Origin of the sequence: Lentzea sp. NPDC059081 (assembly GCF_042738015.1) — a bacterium.
In the GTDB taxonomy this organism is placed as follows: domain Bacteria; phylum Actinomycetota; class Actinomycetes; order Mycobacteriales; family Pseudonocardiaceae; genus Lentzea.
This window is the reverse complement of the sequence record NZ_JBHYGW010000003.1, coordinates 316346-334201: the sequence shown is the minus strand read 5'-3', so window position 1 is coordinate 334201 and position 17856 is coordinate 316346. Positions and strand designations below refer to the sequence as shown.

Genomic DNA, 17856 nt, shown 5'->3' with positions numbered 1-17856 from the left:
TTCGTTCTTGGTTGCCGCGTGTTGTAGAGTTCTCCACAGCTCAGCAAGAACGAAAGAGCAAGCCCCTTTAGCTCAGTCGGCAGAGCGTCTCCATGGTAAGGAGAAGGTCTACGGTTCGATTCCGTAAAGGGGCTCCACTACTGGCCGCAGTGCTGAGCGCTGCGGCTTGTAGTTGTGTAAAGCAGTTGTGTTAAAGCGGTGTAGCTCAGTTGGTAGAGCAAGCGGCTCATAATCGCTGTGTCGCCGGTTCAAGTCCGGCCACCGCTACTCAGCAAGATCCCGGGCGGCTTCGTCGCCCACCCCCGCCAGACGGTAAGCCCGGACTGGGATCCTCGGGGGTTCGCGTGCTCTCAGGAAGGCAAGGACCGTGGCTGCAACCGACGTACGCCCGAAGATCACCCTCGCGTGCGAGGAGTGCAAGCACCGGAACTACATCACCAGGAAGAACCGGCGCAACGACCCGGACCGCCTGGAGATGAAGAAGTTCTGCCCGAACTGCAAGACGCACCGCTCGCACAAGGAAACCCGCTGAGCGCGTAGATCTTCACCGAAGCCCGTCCCGCACGCCGGGGCGGGCTTCGGTGTTTTCGGTGGCTCTCCGCACGCCCTATAGGCTGCTCAGGTGCCTCTCGACCCCAGTTTCACCGGACGCAGCTACCCGCCGTCGCAGCCGTACGACGTGAGCCGCGAGAAGATCCGCGAGTTCGCCGACGCGATCGGCGCGACCAGCCCGGCCTACCGCGACGCCGAAGCCGCGAAGGCGTTGGGGCACAGGGACGTCATCGCCCCGCCGACGTTCGCGATCGTCGTGTCGATGAAGACCAACGAGACCGTGATGTTCGACCCGGAGCTGGAGCTCGACTACAGCCGCGTCGTGCACGGCGACCAGAACTTCACGCACCACCGGCCCATCACCGCGGGCGACCAGCTCGTCAGCGTGGCGCACATCGACGCCATCACGTCCCGCATGGGCAACGACATGGTGACCGTGCGGACCGAGATCAGCACCGTCGAGGGCGAACTCGTCGCCGTCGCCAAGTCGATGCTCGTCGTGAGGGGAGAGGACGCATGACGAACGCCGCTGTGGGAACCGAGCTGCCGGCGCTGTCCGTCCGCCTCAGGCGCGCCGACCTGGTGCGCTACGCGGGCGCCTCGCTGGACTTCAACCCCATCCACTGGAACGAGAAGACCGCGAAGGACGTCGGCCTGCCGGACGTCATCGCGCACGGCATGCTCACCATGGCCGTCGCCTCGCGGATCGTCGCCGAGTGGATCGGCGACCCCGGTGCGATCGTCGAGTACGGCTGCCGGTTCGGCCGGCCGGTCGTGGTGCCCAACGACGACGAGGGCGCGCTGGTCGAGGTCTCCGCGAAGGTCACCAAGGACTTCGAGGACGGAACTGTGAAGGTCAACATCACCGCGGCTTTTGACGGCAAGTCGGTGTTGACAGGTGCTTTCGCCCGCGTGCGCGTCGGTTGATCTTGTGATCAAGAACACCACCGGGCGACCCGGTCCGGTGGTGTTTGCCGTGCTCACGAGAGATTTCGGTACCCGAGCGCCCCTCAGTTGAACGACCCTGATTCGTCTTCTCGTGCGTCGTGTGGGTAGGCTGTGCGACAGGCCGCTCGATAAGTGCTTGAGCGGTCTGGTTGGAATGGACGGGACAGGCTCCCGTACACTTCCTGCTTGGCCAGGGGATCCCGATCGGGATCTCGAAGGGGTGTAGCTCAACTGGCAGAGCAGCGGTCTCCAAAACCGCAGGTTGCAGGTTCAAGTCCTGTCGCCCCTGCTGTCGAAGCGTCATGGGTGGAGTGGAGGACGGCATGAGCGAGGGCCGCGAGCAGGACCAGCCGGAGGAGCGCGAAGGCGCTGTCCGGCCGTCCACTGCTGCGGCGCGACGTGAACGTCGTGCCTCCTCTCGCCCGGCCGCCCGCAAGGACGGCAGCAGCGCTGAGTCGAAGAAGAGCGTCGCCGAGTCCGACTCCTCGGACGAGGACGCGAAGAAGGGTCGCCCGACCAAGACCCGTGACGGACAGGAGAAGCGTCCCTCGCTGATCGGGCGGTTCTTCCGCTACATCCGCGAGGTCATCGGCGAACTCCGCAAGGTGATCTGGCCGACGCGCAAGCAGCTCGTCACCTACACCGGCGTCGTGCTGGTGTTCGTGGTCTTCATGGTTGCGCTGGTGTGGGCTCTCGACCTCGGCTTCGGCGCGGCTGTTTTCGAGTTGTTCGGCTGAGCCGGACAGCTGCCGCTGCAACCAGGAAGCGAGATCCACAGTGAGCTCCGACAACGGCGTTGACGCCCAGGAGAAGACCGACCTCATCGACGACGAGGTGTCCGAGGACATCGCGGCCGACGAGACGGTCGAGTCGGAGGCTGTGGACTCCGAAGACGTCGAGACCGCGGACGACGAGGACGTCGACGTCCTCGCGATCGACGAGACCCCGATCGACGAAGAGATCGCCGACCCCGCCGAAGAGCTGCGTCAGGCCCTGCGCCACGCGCCCGGCGACTGGTACGTCGTGCACTCGTACGCCGGTTACGAGAACAAGGTCAAGGCGAACCTCGAGACGCGCATCCACACGCTCGACATGGAGGACTACATCTTCCAGGTCGAGGTGCCGACCGAAGAGGTCACCGAGATCAAGAACGGCCAGCGCAAGCTGGTGCAGCGCAAGGTGCTGCCCGGCTACATCCTGGTCCGCATGGAGCTCACCGACGCGTCTTGGAGCGCCGTCCGCAACACGCCGGGCGTGACCGGGTTCGTCGGAGCCACCTCGAAGCCCTCGCCGCTCACCATCGACGAGGTGCTGAAGTTCCTGCTCCCGCAGGGTGAGCAGAAGCCCGCCGAGGGCAAGAAGGCCGCGTCCACGGCCGCGCCGAAGCCGACCATCGAGGTCGACTTCGAGGTCGGCGAGTCGGTCACGGTCATGGACGGACCGTTCGCCACGCTGCCCGCGACGATCAGCGAGGTCAACGCGGACGGCCAGAAGCTGAAGGTCCTGGTGTCGATCTTCGGCCGGGAGACGCCGGTCGAGCTGTCGTTCAGCCAGGTCTCCAAGATCTGAGCGGTTCCCTCTCGCGAGGGGACCGATCGGCCACGCTGCGGCTGGCAGGGCCGCGCGCGGACACCGCAATAACAGGAAGTACGGACAATGCCACCCAAGAAGAAGAAGCTGTCAGCGATCATCAAGCTGCAGATCAAGGCTGGTGCCGCCAACCCGGCGCCGCCCGTCGGTCCCGCGCTTGGTCAGCACGGCGTCAACATCATGGAGTTCTGCAAGGCCTACAACGCCGCGACCGAGTCGCAGCGCGGTCAGGTCGTGCCGGTCGAGATCTCCGTGTACGAAGACCGCTCGTTCGACTTCAAGCTGAAGACCCCTCCGGCCGCGCGACTCATCCTCGCCGCCGCGGGCGTCGACAAGGGCAGCGGCGAGCCGCACCGCGTCAAGGTCGCCAAGGTGACCATGGAGCAGGTGCGTCAGATCGCGCAGACCAAGATGGTCGACCTGAACGCGAACGACATCGACCAGGCGGCGAAGATCATCGCCGGCACCGCCCGTTCCATGGGCATCACGGTCGAAGGCTGATCTTTCTCTTTCGCAAGCGTGGGAGAGCCGAGCGCGGCTCATTCACCACGAACTGATCCACGGTAAGGACAGAAGTCATGAAGCGCAGCAAGGCCTATAAGGCCGCAGCCGAGCTGGTGGACCGGGAGCGGCTGTACTCGCCGCTGGAGGCCGCCAAGCTCGCCAAGGAAACGTCCAAGGTGAAGCTGGACTCGACCGTCGAGGTCGCGATTCGCCTCGGCGTCGACCCTCGCAAGGCCGACCAGATGGTCCGCGGCACCGTGAACCTGCCGCACGGTACGGGCAAGACCGCCCGCGTGATCGTCTTCGCAACCGGTGACAAGGCCGCAGAGGCCGAGGCCGCCGGTGCGGACGCCGTCGGCTCCGAGGACCTGATCGAGCGCATCCAGGGTGGCTGGCTCGACTTCGACGCCGCGATCGCCACCCCCGACCAGATGGCCAAGGTCGGTCGCATCGCCCGCATCCTGGGCCCGCGTGGCCTGATGCCGAACCCCAAGACCGGCACCGTGACCCCCGAGGTCGCCAAGGCCGTCAACGACATCAAGGGCGGAAAGATCAACTTCCGCGTTGACAAGCAGGCCAACCTGCACTTCGTCATCGGCAAGGTGTCGTTCGACCCCGAGAAGCTGGTCGAGAACTACGCGGCGGCGTTGGACGAGGTCCTTCGTGCGAAGCCGTCCGCGGCCAAGGGCCGGTACGTCAAGAAGGTCACCGTCTCCACGACGATGGGGCCTGGTATCCCGGTTGACCCGAACCGCACCCGCAACATGCTGGTGGATGAGGCCTGAGCCTCCGGTTTTGTTGTGAGGAAGGCCCCCGGTTTTTGCCGGGGGCCTTTTCTGTTGGGCTGTGCTGTGCGAGTTCCAGCGTGGTCACCCAAAGCCGAGACCGTGCCTGTTCCAGCGTGGGCGTGCACCTCGGACGAAGCGAGGGTGTTCATCGCCGCTCCGCGACGATCCGCGATTGGGGCTTGACTTCGGGGCCCTTGCGAGGCGCTCTGTCGGCCGGAAAAGGCCGGATGCTCCGCACCCGGCCCATCCACAAGTGGTAGCACCTCGCACCCAAAGTCAAGCCCCAATCGCAAAAAACGAGTGGGTTCACCGCTACCCATCGGCGTCAGGTCCGCACGGCTCGCCTTCGGCATCGCGGTTGGAAGTGCGGGGGCTGCCACTGCTCGCCTTCGGCATCGCGTGAGAGTGTCGGCGTGGCAGGACTGTCAGACCTGCTGAGTAGGTTTGGTCGTGGGGGATCCAGGGTGCCGGGGGACCCTTGCGTCAGCCTGCTCGGCTCGCCCCGCCCTGCCTCGGTGAAGTCGCGGAGCACCGGTGCTGCCGTGCGCACGGTGTCCACTTCGAACCCGCTGCTCTCGCCAGGCGGGGGAGTTGGCGGCCGATGTAGCGTTGCGGACGATTTTTGCGCAAATGAAGCGGTTGAAAGCTCTGGTCGTTTCCAGGTCGCAGTCCACGACTGTCGAGTCCCAGTCCGGTTCGCCCATGCGCAGCAGGCCGCCTGGTTTGAGGACTCGGAAGAGTTCGGCCAAGACAGCTGCGGGGTCTGCCACGTGTTGTAGTGCGCGGTCGAAGGTGGCGACTTCGAATGGCAGTACGTGGCCGTCGCCCAGGAGGATCTCGATTTCGGGGCAGCGGTGGAAGCGGGCGGTGGCGGCCTCAACCATGCGCGGTTCGATGTCACGCCCACTACTCGGCCGGTGGGTGTGACGGCGTCCGCTATTGACGGTATGTCTGCTCCTGGGCCGCAGCCCAGGTCCAGGACGCTCAGGCCTGGGCGCAGTTCCAGGAGGTCCAGCAGTTGGCGCTTGTAGTCGCCGGCTACTGCGGCGACGTTGTCCATGTACGCGACCTTGTCGATGCTGGGCACTCCCGCTGCCTTGGTCATGCAGCCCGATCAACTACAGGTGCTCGGTGACCAGTCGGTGATGAGCCAGCCGGCGTCGATTTTCTCGACGATGAAGGTGCCGAGACGAGGCCCACCCTCGACCGTCATGAGACACGAGTCGATCGTGATCTTGGTGATGGCTGGGGGCGGGTTCTGCACCTCCGGCGGGAAGATAAGGAGCTGGTACTTGTCGACGTTTTTCACCTTGGTCTTCAAGTCCTTTACCGCCGATTCGCAATCGCTTGCGCCGAAGCCGTCGGCGAACTTCTGAGCGGCGTCGGGCCGGTGGAATAGCGCGCACGCGCGCTTCGAGTCGGCGAACGAAACGTGCTTGTAGAAGAGGCCGATCGTGCCCTGCAAGCCTGCGGGGGTGCGCGGGCCCTGTGCCGCGCCGGTGAGTCCGCCGCTGTCCTGGGCGATGTCGCCGGGGTCGTCGGTGCCGAAGAAGTGGTTGTAGGCCCACACGGCGCTGAAGACGACCAGGAGGAAGAACAGCGCTCGCCAGAAGATGCCGCTGCCCAGCACGACCAGCCACCAGCGCTTGCCCTGCGGCTTGAACGGCTGGGGTGCCTGGCCGGTCGCCTCCTGGTAGCGCTGGTACTCCTGGAAGCGTTGGAACTCCTGGAACTGCCGCAGCTGCTCCGGGTCCATCTGCGGAGCGGGCGGCTGCGGCGGCTGCGGCTGGCGGGGCGCGAGGTCCTTGCCGGGCTCGTCGGTCACACGTCACATCATGCCGTCTCCGACCGCGCTGGTCGGGGCGGCCGGGAACCGATTTGGAGAGCCGCTGGGGCGTCGGCTAGTCTTCACGAGGTTCTACCGAAGACCGCAGGTTTTCTCCGCGAGGAGAACGAAGGCCCCGTTGCAACACGGGCGGCCCGCGCAGGGAGGACGAGGCAAAGCTTCTTGTGACGCCCCGTGCTGCTTGTGCGCGAGGGCGTTTTTGTTGTTTCGGGACCTTCTCCAGCCGGCGGTCTAACCCAGCCCAGAGAGGAGGCGATCATGGCGAAGCCCAGCAAGGTTACGGCGGTCGCTGAGCTCGCGGACCAGTTCCGCACCAGCTCGGCAGCGGTTGTCACCGAGTACCGTGGCCTCTCCATGGCGCAGCTCACCACGCTGCGTCGCGCTCTCGGCGCGGGCACCAAGTACACCGTCGCGAAGAACACGCTGGTCAAGCTGGCCGCTGCGGACGCCGGAGTCGAGGGCCTCGAGGCTCTCCTGGCCGGTCCGACCGCCATCGCGTTCGTCGAGGGCGAGCCCGTCGACGCCGCCAAGGCGATCCGCGACTTCGCGAAGGACAACAAGGCCCTGGTCATCAAGGGCGGCTACATGGATGGCCGCCCGCTCTCGGTCGAAGAGGTCACCGCTATCGCGGACCTCGAGAGCCGTGAGGTGCTGCTCGCGAAGCTCGCGGGCGCGATGAAGGGCAACCTGGCCAAGGCCGCGGGTCTGTTCAACGCCCCGGCTTCCCAGGTCGCTCGCCTGGCTGCTGCCCTGCAGGAGAAGAAGGCCGCTGCGGCTCCCGCCGCCGAGGCCGACGCTCCCGCCGAAAGCTGATCACCCGAAGACACGCCCGGCGCTTTCGCGCGGGAGATTAGAAAGGACCGCCGATCATGGCGAAGCTCAGCACCGAAGAGCTGCTCGACGCGTTCAAGGAGATGACCCTCCTCGAGCTGTCGGAGTTCGTGAAGCAGTTCGAGGAGACCTTCGAGGTCACCGCCGCCGCGCCCGTCGCCGTTGCCGCTGTTGCGGGCCCCGGTGCCGCCGCTGAGGCTCCCGAGGAGAAGGACGAGTTCACCGTCGTCCTCGAGGGCGCCGGCGACAAGAAGATCCAGGTCATCAAGGTCGTCCGCGAGGTCGTCTCGGGCCTGGGCCTGAAGGAGGCCAAGGAGCTGGTCGAGTCCGCTCCGAAGCCGCTCCTCGAGAACGTGGCGAAGGACGTCGCCGACGCCGCCAAGGAGAAGCTCGAGGCCGCCGGCGCCAAGATCTCGCTCAAGTGATCTGAGGCCCCTCCGGGGGCCGGCGCTCTGCCTCGCAGTGCCTGAACGGGCGTGCACCTCAACGGGGGTGCACGCCCGTTTTGCGTGTCCGGGGTCAGTGCGCGGCGGCTTGTGTTCAGGGTCACATCAGTCTCGAAAGTTTTCTCCAACGGGCAGTGGTTCAGTCCATCGCGCCCGTTTTGCGAGGTCACGCTGCGTGCTGTTATCTGAACGCAACCGGTGTTAGGCCAACTGGTGAGTAACCTGCCGCGAACGAACTCGTTGCCCAGGTGTGACGCCGATCGCGGCGTCCTCGGGCGTGTGCGGAGGTGCGTGGATGGGTGTCGAGGTGGTCGTCGAGGGTCTGACCAAGTCCTTCGGCAAACAGACCATCTGGCAGGACGTCACGCTCACGTTGCCGCCGGGTGAGGTCAGCGTGATGCTCGGGCCGTCGGGCACGGGCAAGAGCGTCTTCCTGAAGTCGTTGGTCGGCCTGCTCAAGCCGGAGCAGGGCAAGATCGTCATCAACGGCACGGACCTCGTGCGGTGCTCCGAGCACAAGCTCTACGAGATCCGGAAGATGTTCGGCGTGCTGTTCCAGGACGGCGCGCTGTTCGGGTCGATGAACCTCTACGACAACATCGCGTTCCCGCTGCGCGAGCACACCCGCAAGACCGAGGCCGAGGTCCGCCGGATCGTCCTCGAGAAGATGGAGATGGTCGGTCTCGTCGGCGCGGAGAAGAAGCTCCCCGGTGAGATCTCCGGCGGCATGCGCAAGAGGGCCGGACTGGCCCGTGCGCTGGTGCTCGACCCCGAGATCATCCTGTGCGACGAGCCGGACTCCGGGCTGGATCCCGTCAGGACCGCCTACCTGAGTCAGTTGCTGATCGACCTGAACGCCCAGATCGACGCGACCATCCTGATCGTCACGCACAACATCAACATCGCCAGGACCGTGCCGGACAACCTCGGCATGCTGTTCCGCCGCGAGCTCGTCATGTTCGGGCCGCGCGAGGTGTTGCTGACCAGCGACGAGCCCGTCGTCGAGCAGTTCCTCAACGGCCGGCGGCTCGGGCCGATCGGCATGTCCGAGGAGAAGGACCAGGCCACCATGGCCGCCGAGCAGGCCCACGCGGACGCCGGGCACTCGGACGGGTCGCCGGACGAGGACATGCGCGGGGTCGTGCCGCAGATCGAGCCGACGCCGGGGCTGCCGTACCGGGACGCGGTGCGCCGGCGCAAGGACCGGGTCATGTCGATCATCCACCAGCTGCCGCAGGAGGCCCAGCAGGGCATCATCGCGAGCCTCACGGCCGAGGAGCAGATGCGCTACGGCGTGCACGCCGGGGCGCCGGTCGCTGCTCCCACGCCGAGCCCCTGGCCGCGGCGGGGTGGTGTGCTGTGAGCACGCCGACCACCTTTCCCGGCGCGGGAGCGTTGCGGGAGACCGGGAAGCTCTGCCAGCTCGGCATCGACGTCGTGCGGACGTCGTTCCGCCGGCCGTTCCAGCTGCGGGAGTTCATCCAGCAGAGCTGGTTCATCGTCAGCGTGACGGTGCTGCCGACGGCGCTGGTCTCCATCCCGTTCGGCGCGGTCATCGCGTTGCAGCTCGGCTCGCTGACCCGGCAGATCGGCGCGCAGTCGTTCACCGGCGCGGCCAGCGTCCTCGCGATCATCCAGCAGGCCAGCCCGATCGTGACGGCGCTGCTCATCGCGGGTGCGGGCGGCAGCGCGATCTGCGCGGACCTCGGGTCGCGGAAGATCCGCGAAGAGATCGACGCCATGGAAGTGCTCGGCGTCAGCCCGATCCACCGGCTGGTCGTGCCGCGGGTGCTCGCCGCGATGCTGGTCTCCGTGCTGCTCAACGGCATGGTGAGCGTCGTCGGCGTGATGGGTGGGTACTTCTTCAACGTGGTCATGCAGGACGGCACGCCCGGCGCCTACCTCGCGAGCTTCAGCGCGCTGGCGCAGCTGCCCGACCTGTGGATCAGCGAGATCAAGGCGCTGATCTTCGGGTTCATCGCGGGCATCGTGGCCGCGTACCGGGGGCTCAACCCGTCCGGCGGGCCGAAAGGCGTGGGCGACGCGGTCAACCAGGCCGTGGTCATCACGTTCCTGCTGCTGTTCTTCGTCAACTTCGTCCTCACCACGATCTACCTCCAGGTCGTGCCCGCGAAGGGGAGCTGATGGCGAACAAGGCGCTGTCCACTCTGGACGGTTTCGGCGACCAGCTGGCGTTCTACCTCAAGGCGCTGGCCTGGACCCCGCGCGCGCTCAAGCGGTACTCCAAGGAGACGCTGCGGCTGCTGGCCGAGGTCAGCTTCGGGTCGGGCGCGCTCGCGGTCATCGGCGGCACCATCGGCGTGATGGTCGGCCTGTCCGTCTTCACGGGCACGGTCGTCGGTCTGCAGGGCTTCACCGCTCTCAACCAGATCGGCACGAGCGCGTTCGCCGGCTTCGTGTCCGCGTACTTCAACACCCGTGAGATCGCTCCCCTGGTCGCGGGGCTCGCCCTGAGCGCGACGGTCGGGTCCGGCTTCACGGCCCAGCTCGGCGCCATGCGGATCTCCGAGGAGATCGACGCGCTGGAGGTCATGGGCATCCCCAGCCTGCCGTTCCTCGTGACCACGCGGATCATCGCCGGGTTCGTCGCGATCATCCCGCTGTACGTGATCGGCCTGCTGACCAGCTACCTGGCGGCCAGAACCATCACGGTGGAGTTCTACGGGCAGTCGGCGGGCACCTACGACCACTACTTCAACCTGTTCCTGCCCCCGATCGACGTGCTCTGGTCGTTCGGCAAGGTCCTGGTCTTCGCGGTCGTGATCATCATGACCCACTGCTACTACGGCTACCGCGCGTCCGGTGGTCCCGCCGGTGTCGGCGTGGCGGTCGGCAGGGCGGTGCGCACCGCGATCGTCACGACCGCGCTGCTCGACTTCTTCCTGAGCCTCGCGATCTGGGGCGCCACGACGACGGTGAGGATCGCCGGATGAAGAAGCGCGTGCTGGGCATCGCCTTCCTCCTCGCGATCGCCATGTTCCTGTCCCTCACGGTGGCGCTCTACAAGGACGCCTTCGGCGACTACGTGAAGGTCACCCTCAAGACGGACCACATCGGCAACCAGCTGCAGACCGCGAGCGACGTCAAGGTGCGCGGGCTGATCGTCGGGTCGGTGAAGGCCGTGCGCACCAGCGGTGACGGCGCCGAGCTGGAGCTCGCGCTGCTGCCGGACAAGGTCGAGCAGATTCCCGGCAACGTCAGCGCCCGCCTGCTGCCGAAGACGCTGTTCGGCGAGCGGTACGTGAACCTCGTGCTGCCGCAGCAGAAGCAGGCCGCGATCAAGGAGGGCGCGGTCATCGAGCAGGACCGCACCAGCAGCGCGATCGAGCTGGAACGCGTGCTGGACAACCTGATGCCGGTGCTGCAGGCGATCCAGCCGGAGAAGCTCGCCACCACGCTCACCGCGCTGTCGCAGGCCCTCGACGGCCGGGGCAAGCCGCTCGGCGAGACCCTGGTGTCGCTCGACGCCTACCTCGGCGAGCTCAACCCGCAGCTGCCCGCGCTGAAGGAGAACATCTCCAAGCTCGCGGACGTCTCCAACGTCTACGCCGACGCCGCGCCGGACCTGTTGCAGGCGCTCAACGACATGACCACGACGACCAGGACGGTCGTCGAGCAGCGCGACAACCTGCTGTCGCTCTACGGGACGCTGACCACGACGTCGCAGGACCTCACCAGCTTCGTCACGGTCAACAAGAACAACATCATCGGCCTCGCCGACACGAGCCGCCCGACGCTGGAGCTGCTCGCCAAGTACGCGCCTGAGTACCCCTGCCTGATCAAGGGGCTCGCGGAGTTCGAACCGATCATCAGCAAGGCGTTCGGCCAGGGCACCGACGAGCCCGGCCTGCACATCACGCTGGAGATCACGAAGGACCGCGGCAAGTACAAGCCCAACCTCGACGAGCCGGAGTACCGGGACAAGCGCGGCCCCCGCTGCTACGACCTCGTGCCGCGGCCCGACCCGTTCCCGCAGTACCCGCCGGACGGCCCGGTGCAGGACGGCTCCAGCTCGCCGCCGCCCGCCCGCTCCGCCAACGACGGCGTCCTGCCGCCCGGCTCCACCATCCCCTCGTCCGCCCAGGACGCCGTCAACCTGGCCAACTCGCCCGAGGAGGCCCGGCTGATCGCGGCGCTCTTCGGCCCGCGCGTCGGCGTCGACCCGCAGGACATGCCCGGCTGGTCGAGCCTGCTGCTCGGACCGCTCGTCCGCGGGACGGAGGTGACGGTCGAGTGAAAGGCCTGCTCGCCCCGCTGCTCAAGCTGATCACCTTCGCGGTCGTCACGATCCTCGCCACGACGCTGCTCGCGGTGACCATCGCCAACGTGAACCTGGGCGGTGCCACGGACTACAAGGCCCAGTTCACCGACGTCACCGCGCTCAACGAGGGCGACGACATCCGCATCGCCGGCGTCCGCGTCGGTCAGGTCGACGGCATCAAGGTGGTCGACCGCAAGACCGCAGAGGTCGAGTTCTCGATCGACGGCGACCGCAAGCTGCCGGGGTCGGTCACCGCGACCATCAAGTACCGCAACCTGGTGGGCCAGCGGTACATCGCGCTGGAGTCCGGCACCGGTGACACCCAGGCCGTGCTGCCGGAGGGCGGCACGATCCCGGTGGACCGCACCAAGCCGGCGCTCGACCTCACCGTGCTGTTCAACGGTTTCAAGCCGCTCTTCCAGGCGCTGTCGCCGGAGGACGTGAACAAGCTGTCGTTCGAGATCATCCAGGTGCTGCAGGGAGAAGGCAGCACGATCGACAGCCTGCTGCAGCACACGGCGTCGCTGACCAGCACGCTCGCGAGCAAGGACAAGGTGATCGGCGAGGTCGTCGACAACCTCAACACCGCGCTCGACACCGTGAACTCGCGCGACCAGGACTTCAACAACCTGGTGATCACGCTGCAGACCCTGGTCTCCGGCCTCGCGCAGGACCGCCAGCCGATCGGTGACGCGATCACCGCCCTCGGCGACCTGACGCAGGCGACGTCCGGGCTGCTGGAACAGGGCCGCGAGCCGTTGAAGAACGACATCGCGCAGCTCGGCATCGTGTCGAAGACGCTGGGCGACAGCGAGGCGGTGGTCGACGGCATGTTGCAGCGCCTGCCGAACAAGCTGGAGACGATCACCAGGACCGCGACCTACGGCTCGTGGTTCAACTTCTACCTGTGCGAGGCCAGCGGCCAGGTCGCCGTGCCGCCGGTCATCGCCAACCCGATCCCGATCACGGCGTTGCCGGTGACCCAGCAGAGGTGCCGCCGATGAAGACCTCGAACCCGATCAGGACCGGCGCGATCAGCCTGACGCTGATCGTCCTGCTCCTGCTGGCCGCGTTCTACTCCGACGACCTGCCGATCGTCGGTGGCGGCACGAGCTACGCCGCGGACTTCAGCGAGGCCGCGGGACTGGTGCCGGGCAACGAGGTCCGCGTCGCCGGCGTGAAGGTCGGCAAGGTCACCAAGGTCAAGCTGAACGGCGACCGCGTGCGGGTCACGTTCAAGGTCAAGGACGCCTGGGTGGGCGACCGGACGACCGCGATGATCCGCATCAAGACGTTGCTGGGTCAGAAGTTCCTGGCGCTCGACCCGCAGGGCAGCTCGCCGTTGTCGCCGGGCGACCCGATCCCGAAGGAGCGCACGCTCGCGCCGTACGACGTGAACGAGGCGTTCAACGGGCTCGCGACGACCGTCGGCCAGATCGACACCAAGCAGCTGGCCGACAGCTTCACGGTCCTGTCCGACACCTTCAAGAACTCGCCGGAGCACGTCCGCGGCGCGCTCGACGGCCTGTCGGCGTTGTCGAAGACGATCTCCTCGCGCGACGAGCAGCTGGCGAAGCTGCTGGAGAACACCCGGCAGCTGACCAAGACGCTGGCCGACCGCAACGCCGAGTTCGAGAAGCTCCTCTCCGACGGCAACCTGCTGCTCGGCGAGCTGCGCAAGCGCCGTGAGGCGATCAGCGCGCTGCTGACCGGGACGCGCGACCTGGCCCGCGAGCTCAGCGGTCTGGTGCAGGACAACCAAAACCAGCTCAAGCCCGCGCTGGAGCAGCTGGGCAAGGTCACCGGGATCCTGCAGCGCAACCAGGACAACCTCGACCGCAGCCTCGCGCTGATGGCGCCGTTCTACCGGGTGTTCGCGAACACCCTGGGCAACGGGCGCTGGTTCGACACCTACATCTGCGGTCTGCTGCCGCCCGCGGTGAACCTCGGCGTCGTCGGGTTCAACGAGGAAGGCTGCCTGCCTCCGGGGGTGCAGCGATGACTGACGTGGCAACGTCCAAGGTCGGCCGGTTCATCGCGATCGCGTGCGTGCTGGCGCTGGTCGTGACGGCGGCGCTCTGGTGGGTGTTCGCGGGGATGAACGGCCGCAAGGTCACCGCGCACTTCGCCGCGGCCGTCGGCGTCTACCCCGGCGGCGACGTGCGGGTGCTCGGCGTGAAGGTCGGCACGATCGACGAGGTCACGCCGGAGGGCAAGACCGTGAAGGTCGTGTTCACCCTCGACCGCGACGTGCGGGTGCCCGAGAACGCGCAGGCCGTCGTGGTCGCGCCGAGCGTGGTCAGCGACCGGTACGTGCAGCTCACGCCCGCCTACACCGGCGGTCCGGCGCTGGCCGACGACGCGGTGATCCCGCGGGAGCGCACCGCGACGCCGGTCGAGCTGGACGAGCTGTACTCGTCGCTCGACAAGCTCACGACCGCGCTGGGCCCCAACGGCGCGAACGCCGACGGCGCGTTGGCGGACCTGCTGAACTCGGCGGCGAGGAACCTCGAGGGCAACGGCCAGGCGCTCAACGACACGTTGAAGAACCTCGGCCAGGCCACGCGGACGCTCTCGGGGTCCAAGGAGGACCTCTTCGCGACCGTCGACAACCTGCAGAAGTTCACGGCGATGCTGGCCGCGAACGACAGCCAGGTGCGCGACTTCAACCAGCAGCTCGCGGACGTGTCGAAGATGCTCGCGGACGAACGCGGCGACCTCGGCGCGGCGCTGGCCGAGCTGGCGACCGCGCTCGGACAGGTGCAGGGCTTCATCAAGGACAACCGCGAGGTGCTGAAGTCCAATGTGGACAAGCTGGCCGCGGTGACCCAGGTGCTGGTGAACCAGCGGGCCGCGCTGGCCGAGACGCTCGACGTCGCGCCGCTGGCCCTGGGCAACCTGCAGAACTCCTACAACGCGGCGTCCGGCACGCTCGACACCCGCGCGAACATCAACGAGCTGAACCAGCCGCCGATCGTGCTGGTCTGCAAGCTGGTGCAGCAGGCGACGCCGAACAACGTGCCGCCGGTGCTCGCGCAGACGTGCAAGCAGCTGGAGCCGTTGCTGACGGGCGCGATCCCGCTCAAGTCGCCCGCCGAGGTGATCGGCGACCTCAACGCGGGCAAGCTGCCGCTGCCCCTGCCGCTCGCGGGGGTGCCCCAGTGAAACGACTCGTGGTGGGTCTTACCGCGGTGTTGCTGGTCTCGGGCTGCGGCTCGGGCGGGTTCGACGGCGTCTACAACCTGCCGCTGCCCGGCGGCGCGGACGTCGGTGACCACCCGTACCGGGTGAAGGCGCAGTTCCAGGACGTCCTCGACCTCGTGCCGCAGGCCGGCGTGAAGGTCAACGACGTGCCGGTCGGGCGGGTCGAGAAGATCGACCTGGGTTCCGACGGCTGGACCGCCGAGGTCACCATGCTGGTCAACGGCGACGTGCGGCTGCCGGCCAACGCGTTCGCGAAGCTGCGCCAGTCCGCGCTGCTGGGCGAGAAGTTCGTCGAGCTGGGCAAGCCCTCCGATGCCAGTGGCACGCTCGCGGACAACGCCGTTATCCCGTTGTCGAAGACCAACCGCAACCCCGAGGTCGAAGAGGTCTTCGGCGCGTTGTCGATGCTGCTCAACGGTGGTGGTGTGGCGCAGCTGCAGAACATCACCAAGGAGCTCAACGCGGCGATGGAGGGCAACGAGAAGGAGATCCGCTCGTTGCTGGGCAACCTGGACACGTTCGTCGGGGAGCTCGACAAGCACAAGGCGGAGATCGTCCGCGCCCTCGACTCGATCAACCGGCTCGGCGGGACGCTGGCGCAGCAGCGCGACAAGATCGCGGTGGCGCTCACGGACCTGGAGCCCGGCCTGCGCGTGCTGGCCGAACAGCGCACGCAGCTCGTGACGTTGCTGAAGTCGCTCAACACCCTCTCCGACGTCGCGACGGACACGGTGAACAAGAGCCGTGACGACATCGTCGCGGACTTGAAGGCGTTGCAGCCGACGCTGACGAAGCTCGCCGAGTCGGGGCAGAACCTGCCGAAGTCGCTCGAGCTGCTGCTGACCTACCCGTTCCCGGACGAGGCGCTCGACGGCATCAAGGGCGACTACACCAACGCGTTCATCGACCTCGACCTGAACCTCGGCTCGATCGTCGACAACCTGGGGCGGTCGCGGCAGTCGCCGATCGACTCGCTGCTGCCGACGCCGGGCACGCCGTTGCCGCTGCCCAACATCCCGTTGCCGAACATCCCGCTGCCGAACCTCGGGCAGGGGACGGGGTCAGGGCTGGGCGACCTGCTCGGCGGTCTGCTGGGAGGTGGTCGCAAGTGATCCTGCGGTCGACGAAGCTCAAGATCGGCGCGTTCGTGCTGGTCGCGTTGCTGGGCATCTCGTACGTCAGCGCCACCTACATCGGCCTGTTCAAGTCGGCCTCGACGGTCGTGACGATGCAGCTGGCCGACTCCGGCGGCATCTTCACCAACGCCGAGGTCACCTACCGCGGCGTGACGATCGGCCGGGTCGGCCAGCTGCGGCTGACCTCGGACGGCATCGAGGCCGACCTGGAGCTCGACGCGGACGCGCCGCGCGTGCCCGCCGCGACCGAGGCCGTGGTGGCCAACCGGTCGGCCGTCGGCGAGCAGTTCGTGGACCTGCGGCCGAAGTCGGACGACGGCCCGTACCTGGAGGCCGGCTCGGTCATCCCGCGCTCGGCCACCCGCACGCCGCCGCCGGTCGACGGGCTGCTGTCGAACCTGGACGCGTTCGCCTCGTCGGTGCCCACAGACTCGTTGAGGACCGTCGTCGACGAGCTGCACAACGCGTTCAACGGCACCGGCGGCGACCTGCAGGTGCTGATCGACAACACCGCGGCGTTCACGGCCGCGGCCCGCGAGCACCTCCCGCAGACGACGCAGCTGCTGCAGGACGGCCGGATCGTGCTGGCCACGCAGGCCGCGCAGGGCGGCGCCATCCGGTCGTTCAGCGGTGACCTGCGGTTGCTCGCCGAGCAGCTGAAGGCCTCCGACGGCGACCTGCGGCGGTTGATCGTGGCCGTGCCGCCGGCGTCGGAGCAGGTCTCGGCGCTGCTCAAGGAGAGCGGGCCGAACCTCGGGGTGGTCTTCGCGAACCTGCTGACCACCTCGAACATCCTCGTGACCAGGCGTGACGGTTTGGAGCAGATCGCGGTGACGTACCCCATCGCCGTCGGCGGTGGCTTCACCGTGGCGCCGGGGGACGGGTCGGCGCACTTCGGGCTGGCCCTGAACGTCTTCGACCCGATGCCGTGCACGGTCGGGTACGAGGGCACGACCATCCGGACGGGCAACGACACGTCGGCCGCGCCGCTGAACACGCAGGCCTACTGCGCCCTGGCGCGCGGGTCGGCGACGTCGGTGCGAGGCTCGCAGAACGCGCCCTACGGCGGGACGCCGACGACGCCGGTGGGCACCGCGACGACGCAGCCGGGCCAGGAGCCGACCGGGCAGCAGGCGGTGCCGGAGCTGCCGCTGCTGACGTCGCTGGGCCAGCTGCTGGGTTTGCCGGAGGAGAAGAAGTAGTGCGGATCTTCACTGTGGTCGCCGCCGTGCTGGCGGTGCTGACGTTCGGCTACGCCGCGTACTTCGGCGTGGCCTGGTACTCGACCTCCCACTCGTCGGAGTCGTCGTTCGCCTCGACCCGCGACGAGGCCCTGCGCTCCGGCCAGGTCGGCGTCGCGAACTTCCTGACCCTGGACTACAAGAAGGTCGACGAGGACCTGCAGCGCTGGCTCAACTCGTCCACCGGCGAGCTGCGCGCCGAGATCGACAAGGACAAGGACTCGCGCAAGAAGCAGCTGGTCGACGCCAAGTCCGTGACGACGTCGAAGGTCCTCGACTCGGCCATCACCGAGCTCGACGACCGCACCGGCACCGCGTCGATGATCGCCGTGGTCCAGAGCACCGTGACCCCGGACGGCGGCCAGCAGGTCACCAAGATCAACCGGTACCTGACCAAGCTCACCCGCACGGACGACGGCTGGAAGCTGAGCCAGCTGGGCCCGCTGCGGGCAGGCGTCTGACCCGGCCAGAGCTGATTGGAAGAGCGC

At 67.4% G+C, this 17856-nt stretch carries 21 protein-coding genes, 3 tRNA genes and 1 pseudogene; 22 read left to right on the top strand and 3 right to left on the bottom strand.

What is annotated here, in order from left to right; all coding sequences use genetic code 11:
* Positions 1–61: 61 nt before the first annotated feature.
* From ACFWV3_RS09185 to rplA, 10 genes are all read left to right on the top strand, one after another.
* Positions 62–137: transfer RNA gene (locus ACFWV3_RS09185), tRNA-Thr, on the top strand.
* Between the two features lie 57 nt (positions 138–194).
* Positions 195–267, top strand: a tRNA-Met gene (locus tag ACFWV3_RS09180).
* A gap of 100 nt (positions 268–367) precedes the next feature.
* Positions 368–532 carry a 50S ribosomal protein L33 gene (gene rpmG, locus ACFWV3_RS09175; RefSeq protein ID WP_325510362.1) on the top strand — a complete coding sequence of 55 codons (165 nt, stop codon included), beginning with the start codon at positions 368–370 and terminating at the stop codon, positions 530–532.
* A 90-nt stretch (positions 533–622) separates the two neighbouring features.
* On the top strand, positions 623–1072 hold the full coding sequence (locus tag ACFWV3_RS09170) for a MaoC family dehydratase N-terminal domain-containing protein (RefSeq protein WP_382409976.1): 450 nt from the start codon (positions 623–625) through the stop codon (positions 1070–1072).
* Positions 1069–1479 (top strand): MaoC/PaaZ C-terminal domain-containing protein, encoded by a 411-nt coding sequence (locus ACFWV3_RS09165; protein ID WP_382409974.1) that lies wholly within the window; start codon positions 1069–1071, stop codon positions 1477–1479. The genes ACFWV3_RS09170 and ACFWV3_RS09165 overlap by 4 nt, the downstream gene beginning before the upstream one ends.
* A gap of 237 nt (positions 1480–1716) precedes the next feature.
* A tRNA-Trp gene (locus tag ACFWV3_RS09160) sits at positions 1717–1789 on the top strand.
* A gap of 34 nt (positions 1790–1823) precedes the next feature.
* Entirely contained in the window at positions 1824–2237 is a 414-nt protein-coding gene (gene secE / locus ACFWV3_RS09155) for a preprotein translocase subunit SecE (protein WP_382409972.1), read from the top strand.
* A 40-nt stretch (positions 2238–2277) separates the two neighbouring features.
* Complete coding sequence (gene nusG / locus ACFWV3_RS09150) at positions 2278–3069, top strand: transcription termination/antitermination protein NusG (RefSeq protein ID WP_382409970.1); 792 nt, start codon at positions 2278–2280, stop codon at positions 3067–3069.
* A gap of 87 nt (positions 3070–3156) precedes the next feature.
* The gene (gene rplK, locus ACFWV3_RS09145; RefSeq protein WP_065915943.1) at positions 3157–3591 is read left to right on the top strand and encodes a 50S ribosomal protein L11; all 435 of its coding nucleotides are present in this window, start codon (positions 3157–3159) and stop codon (positions 3589–3591) included.
* A 77-nt stretch (positions 3592–3668) separates the two neighbouring features.
* Positions 3669–4379: a 50S ribosomal protein L1 gene (rplA, locus tag ACFWV3_RS09140; RefSeq protein WP_030473499.1), complete on the top strand. Its 711-nt coding sequence runs from the start codon at positions 3669–3671 to the stop codon at positions 4377–4379.
* A 428-nt stretch (positions 4380–4807) separates the two neighbouring features.
* Here the strand turns inward: rplA and ACFWV3_RS09135 are convergent, their stop codons facing one another.
* From ACFWV3_RS09135 to ACFWV3_RS09125, 3 genes and pseudogenes are all read right to left on the bottom strand, one after another.
* Positions 4808–5278, bottom strand: a complete 471-nt coding sequence (locus ACFWV3_RS09135; protein WP_382410478.1) for a methyltransferase domain-containing protein — start codon at positions 5276–5278, stop codon at positions 4808–4810.
* A gap of 8 nt (positions 5279–5286) precedes the next feature.
* Positions 5287–5442: pseudogene (locus ACFWV3_RS09130) on the bottom strand (ubiquinone biosynthesis protein UbiE); the annotation flags it as partial.
* Between the two features lie 54 nt (positions 5443–5496).
* The gene (locus tag ACFWV3_RS09125) at positions 5497–6207 is read right to left on the bottom strand and encodes a hypothetical protein (protein WP_382409967.1); all 711 of its coding nucleotides are present in this window, start codon (positions 6205–6207) and stop codon (positions 5497–5499) included.
* 279 nt (positions 6208–6486) lie between these two features.
* Between ACFWV3_RS09125 and rplJ the strand changes: the two genes are divergently transcribed.
* From rplJ to ACFWV3_RS09065, 12 genes are all read left to right on the top strand, one after another.
* A complete protein-coding gene (gene rplJ / locus ACFWV3_RS09120) occupies positions 6487–7041 on the top strand; it encodes a 50S ribosomal protein L10 (RefSeq protein ID WP_382409965.1) in 555 nt (184 codons plus the stop codon).
* Positions 7042–7097: 56 nt separating this feature from the next.
* Complete coding sequence (gene rplL, locus ACFWV3_RS09115; RefSeq protein ID WP_382409963.1) at positions 7098–7484, top strand: 50S ribosomal protein L7/L12; 387 nt, start codon at positions 7098–7100, stop codon at positions 7482–7484.
* Between the two features lie 316 nt (positions 7485–7800).
* Positions 7801–8868: an ABC transporter ATP-binding protein gene (locus ACFWV3_RS09110; protein ID WP_382409961.1), complete on the top strand. Its 1068-nt coding sequence runs from the start codon at positions 7801–7803 to the stop codon at positions 8866–8868.
* Entirely contained in the window at positions 8865–9650 is a 786-nt protein-coding gene (locus ACFWV3_RS09105; protein ID WP_382409959.1) for an MlaE family ABC transporter permease, read from the top strand. Before ACFWV3_RS09110 ends, ACFWV3_RS09105 begins: the two co-directional genes overlap by 4 nt.
* Entirely contained in the window at positions 9650–10459 is an 810-nt protein-coding gene (locus tag ACFWV3_RS09100) for an ABC transporter permease (protein ID WP_330851382.1), read from the top strand. Before ACFWV3_RS09105 ends, ACFWV3_RS09100 begins: the two co-directional genes overlap by 1 nt.
* Entirely contained in the window at positions 10456–11763 is a 1308-nt protein-coding gene (locus ACFWV3_RS09095) for an MCE family protein (protein WP_382409956.1), read from the top strand. Before ACFWV3_RS09100 ends, ACFWV3_RS09095 begins: the two co-directional genes overlap by 4 nt.
* Positions 11760–12791: an MCE family protein gene (locus ACFWV3_RS09090; protein WP_382409954.1), complete on the top strand. Its 1032-nt coding sequence runs from the start codon at positions 11760–11762 to the stop codon at positions 12789–12791. Before ACFWV3_RS09095 ends, ACFWV3_RS09090 begins: the two co-directional genes overlap by 4 nt.
* Entirely contained in the window at positions 12788–13789 is a 1002-nt protein-coding gene (locus ACFWV3_RS09085; protein WP_382409952.1) for an MCE family protein, read from the top strand. The genes ACFWV3_RS09090 and ACFWV3_RS09085 overlap by 4 nt, the downstream gene beginning before the upstream one ends.
* Positions 13786–14952, top strand: coding sequence for an MCE family protein (locus ACFWV3_RS09080; protein WP_382409950.1), 1167 nt, complete (start codon positions 13786–13788; stop codon positions 14950–14952). Before ACFWV3_RS09085 ends, ACFWV3_RS09080 begins: the two co-directional genes overlap by 4 nt.
* Positions 14949–16103 carry an MCE family protein gene (locus ACFWV3_RS09075; protein WP_382409948.1) on the top strand — a complete coding sequence of 385 codons (1155 nt, stop codon included), beginning with the start codon at positions 14949–14951 and terminating at the stop codon, positions 16101–16103. The genes ACFWV3_RS09080 and ACFWV3_RS09075 overlap by 4 nt, the downstream gene beginning before the upstream one ends.
* Positions 16100–17329, top strand: coding sequence for an MCE family protein (locus ACFWV3_RS09070; protein WP_382409946.1), 1230 nt, complete (start codon positions 16100–16102; stop codon positions 17327–17329). The genes ACFWV3_RS09075 and ACFWV3_RS09070 overlap by 4 nt, the downstream gene beginning before the upstream one ends.
* Positions 17329–17829 carry a nuclear transport factor 2 family protein gene (locus ACFWV3_RS09065; protein WP_382409944.1) on the top strand — a complete coding sequence of 167 codons (501 nt, stop codon included), beginning with the start codon at positions 17329–17331 and terminating at the stop codon, positions 17827–17829. Before ACFWV3_RS09070 ends, ACFWV3_RS09065 begins: the two co-directional genes overlap by 1 nt.
* Positions 17830–17856 lie beyond the last annotated feature (27 nt).

What these genes read in the sequence shown, in the direction of transcription:
- ACFWV3_RS09165 (WP_382409974.1), top strand. Translation starts at nt 1,069, where the DNA reads ATGACGAACGCCGCTGTGGGAACCGAGCTGCCGGCGCTGTCCGTCCGC.
- secE (WP_382409972.1), top strand. Translation starts at nt 1,824, where the DNA reads ATGAGCGAGGGCCGCGAGCAGGACCAGCCGGAGGAGCGCGAAGGCGCT.
- rplK (WP_065915943.1), top strand. Translation starts at nt 3,157, where the DNA reads ATGCCACCCAAGAAGAAGAAGCTGTCAGCGATCATCAAGCTGCAGATC.
- rplA (WP_030473499.1), top strand. Translation starts at nt 3,669, where the DNA reads ATGAAGCGCAGCAAGGCCTATAAGGCCGCAGCCGAGCTGGTGGACCGG.
- rplJ (WP_382409965.1), top strand. Translation starts at nt 6,487, where the DNA reads ATGGCGAAGCCCAGCAAGGTTACGGCGGTCGCTGAGCTCGCGGACCAG.
- rplL (WP_382409963.1), top strand. Translation starts at nt 7,098, where the DNA reads ATGGCGAAGCTCAGCACCGAAGAGCTGCTCGACGCGTTCAAGGAGATG.
- ACFWV3_RS09110 (WP_382409961.1), top strand. Translation starts at nt 7,801, where the DNA reads ATGGGTGTCGAGGTGGTCGTCGAGGGTCTGACCAAGTCCTTCGGCAAA.
- ACFWV3_RS09100 (WP_330851382.1), top strand. Translation starts at nt 9,650, where the DNA reads ATGGCGAACAAGGCGCTGTCCACTCTGGACGGTTTCGGCGACCAGCTG.
- ACFWV3_RS09095 (WP_382409956.1), top strand. Translation starts at nt 10,456, where the DNA reads ATGAAGAAGCGCGTGCTGGGCATCGCCTTCCTCCTCGCGATCGCCATG.
- ACFWV3_RS09085 (WP_382409952.1), top strand. Translation starts at nt 12,788, where the DNA reads ATGAAGACCTCGAACCCGATCAGGACCGGCGCGATCAGCCTGACGCTG.
- ACFWV3_RS09080 (WP_382409950.1), top strand. Translation starts at nt 13,786, where the DNA reads ATGACTGACGTGGCAACGTCCAAGGTCGGCCGGTTCATCGCGATCGCG.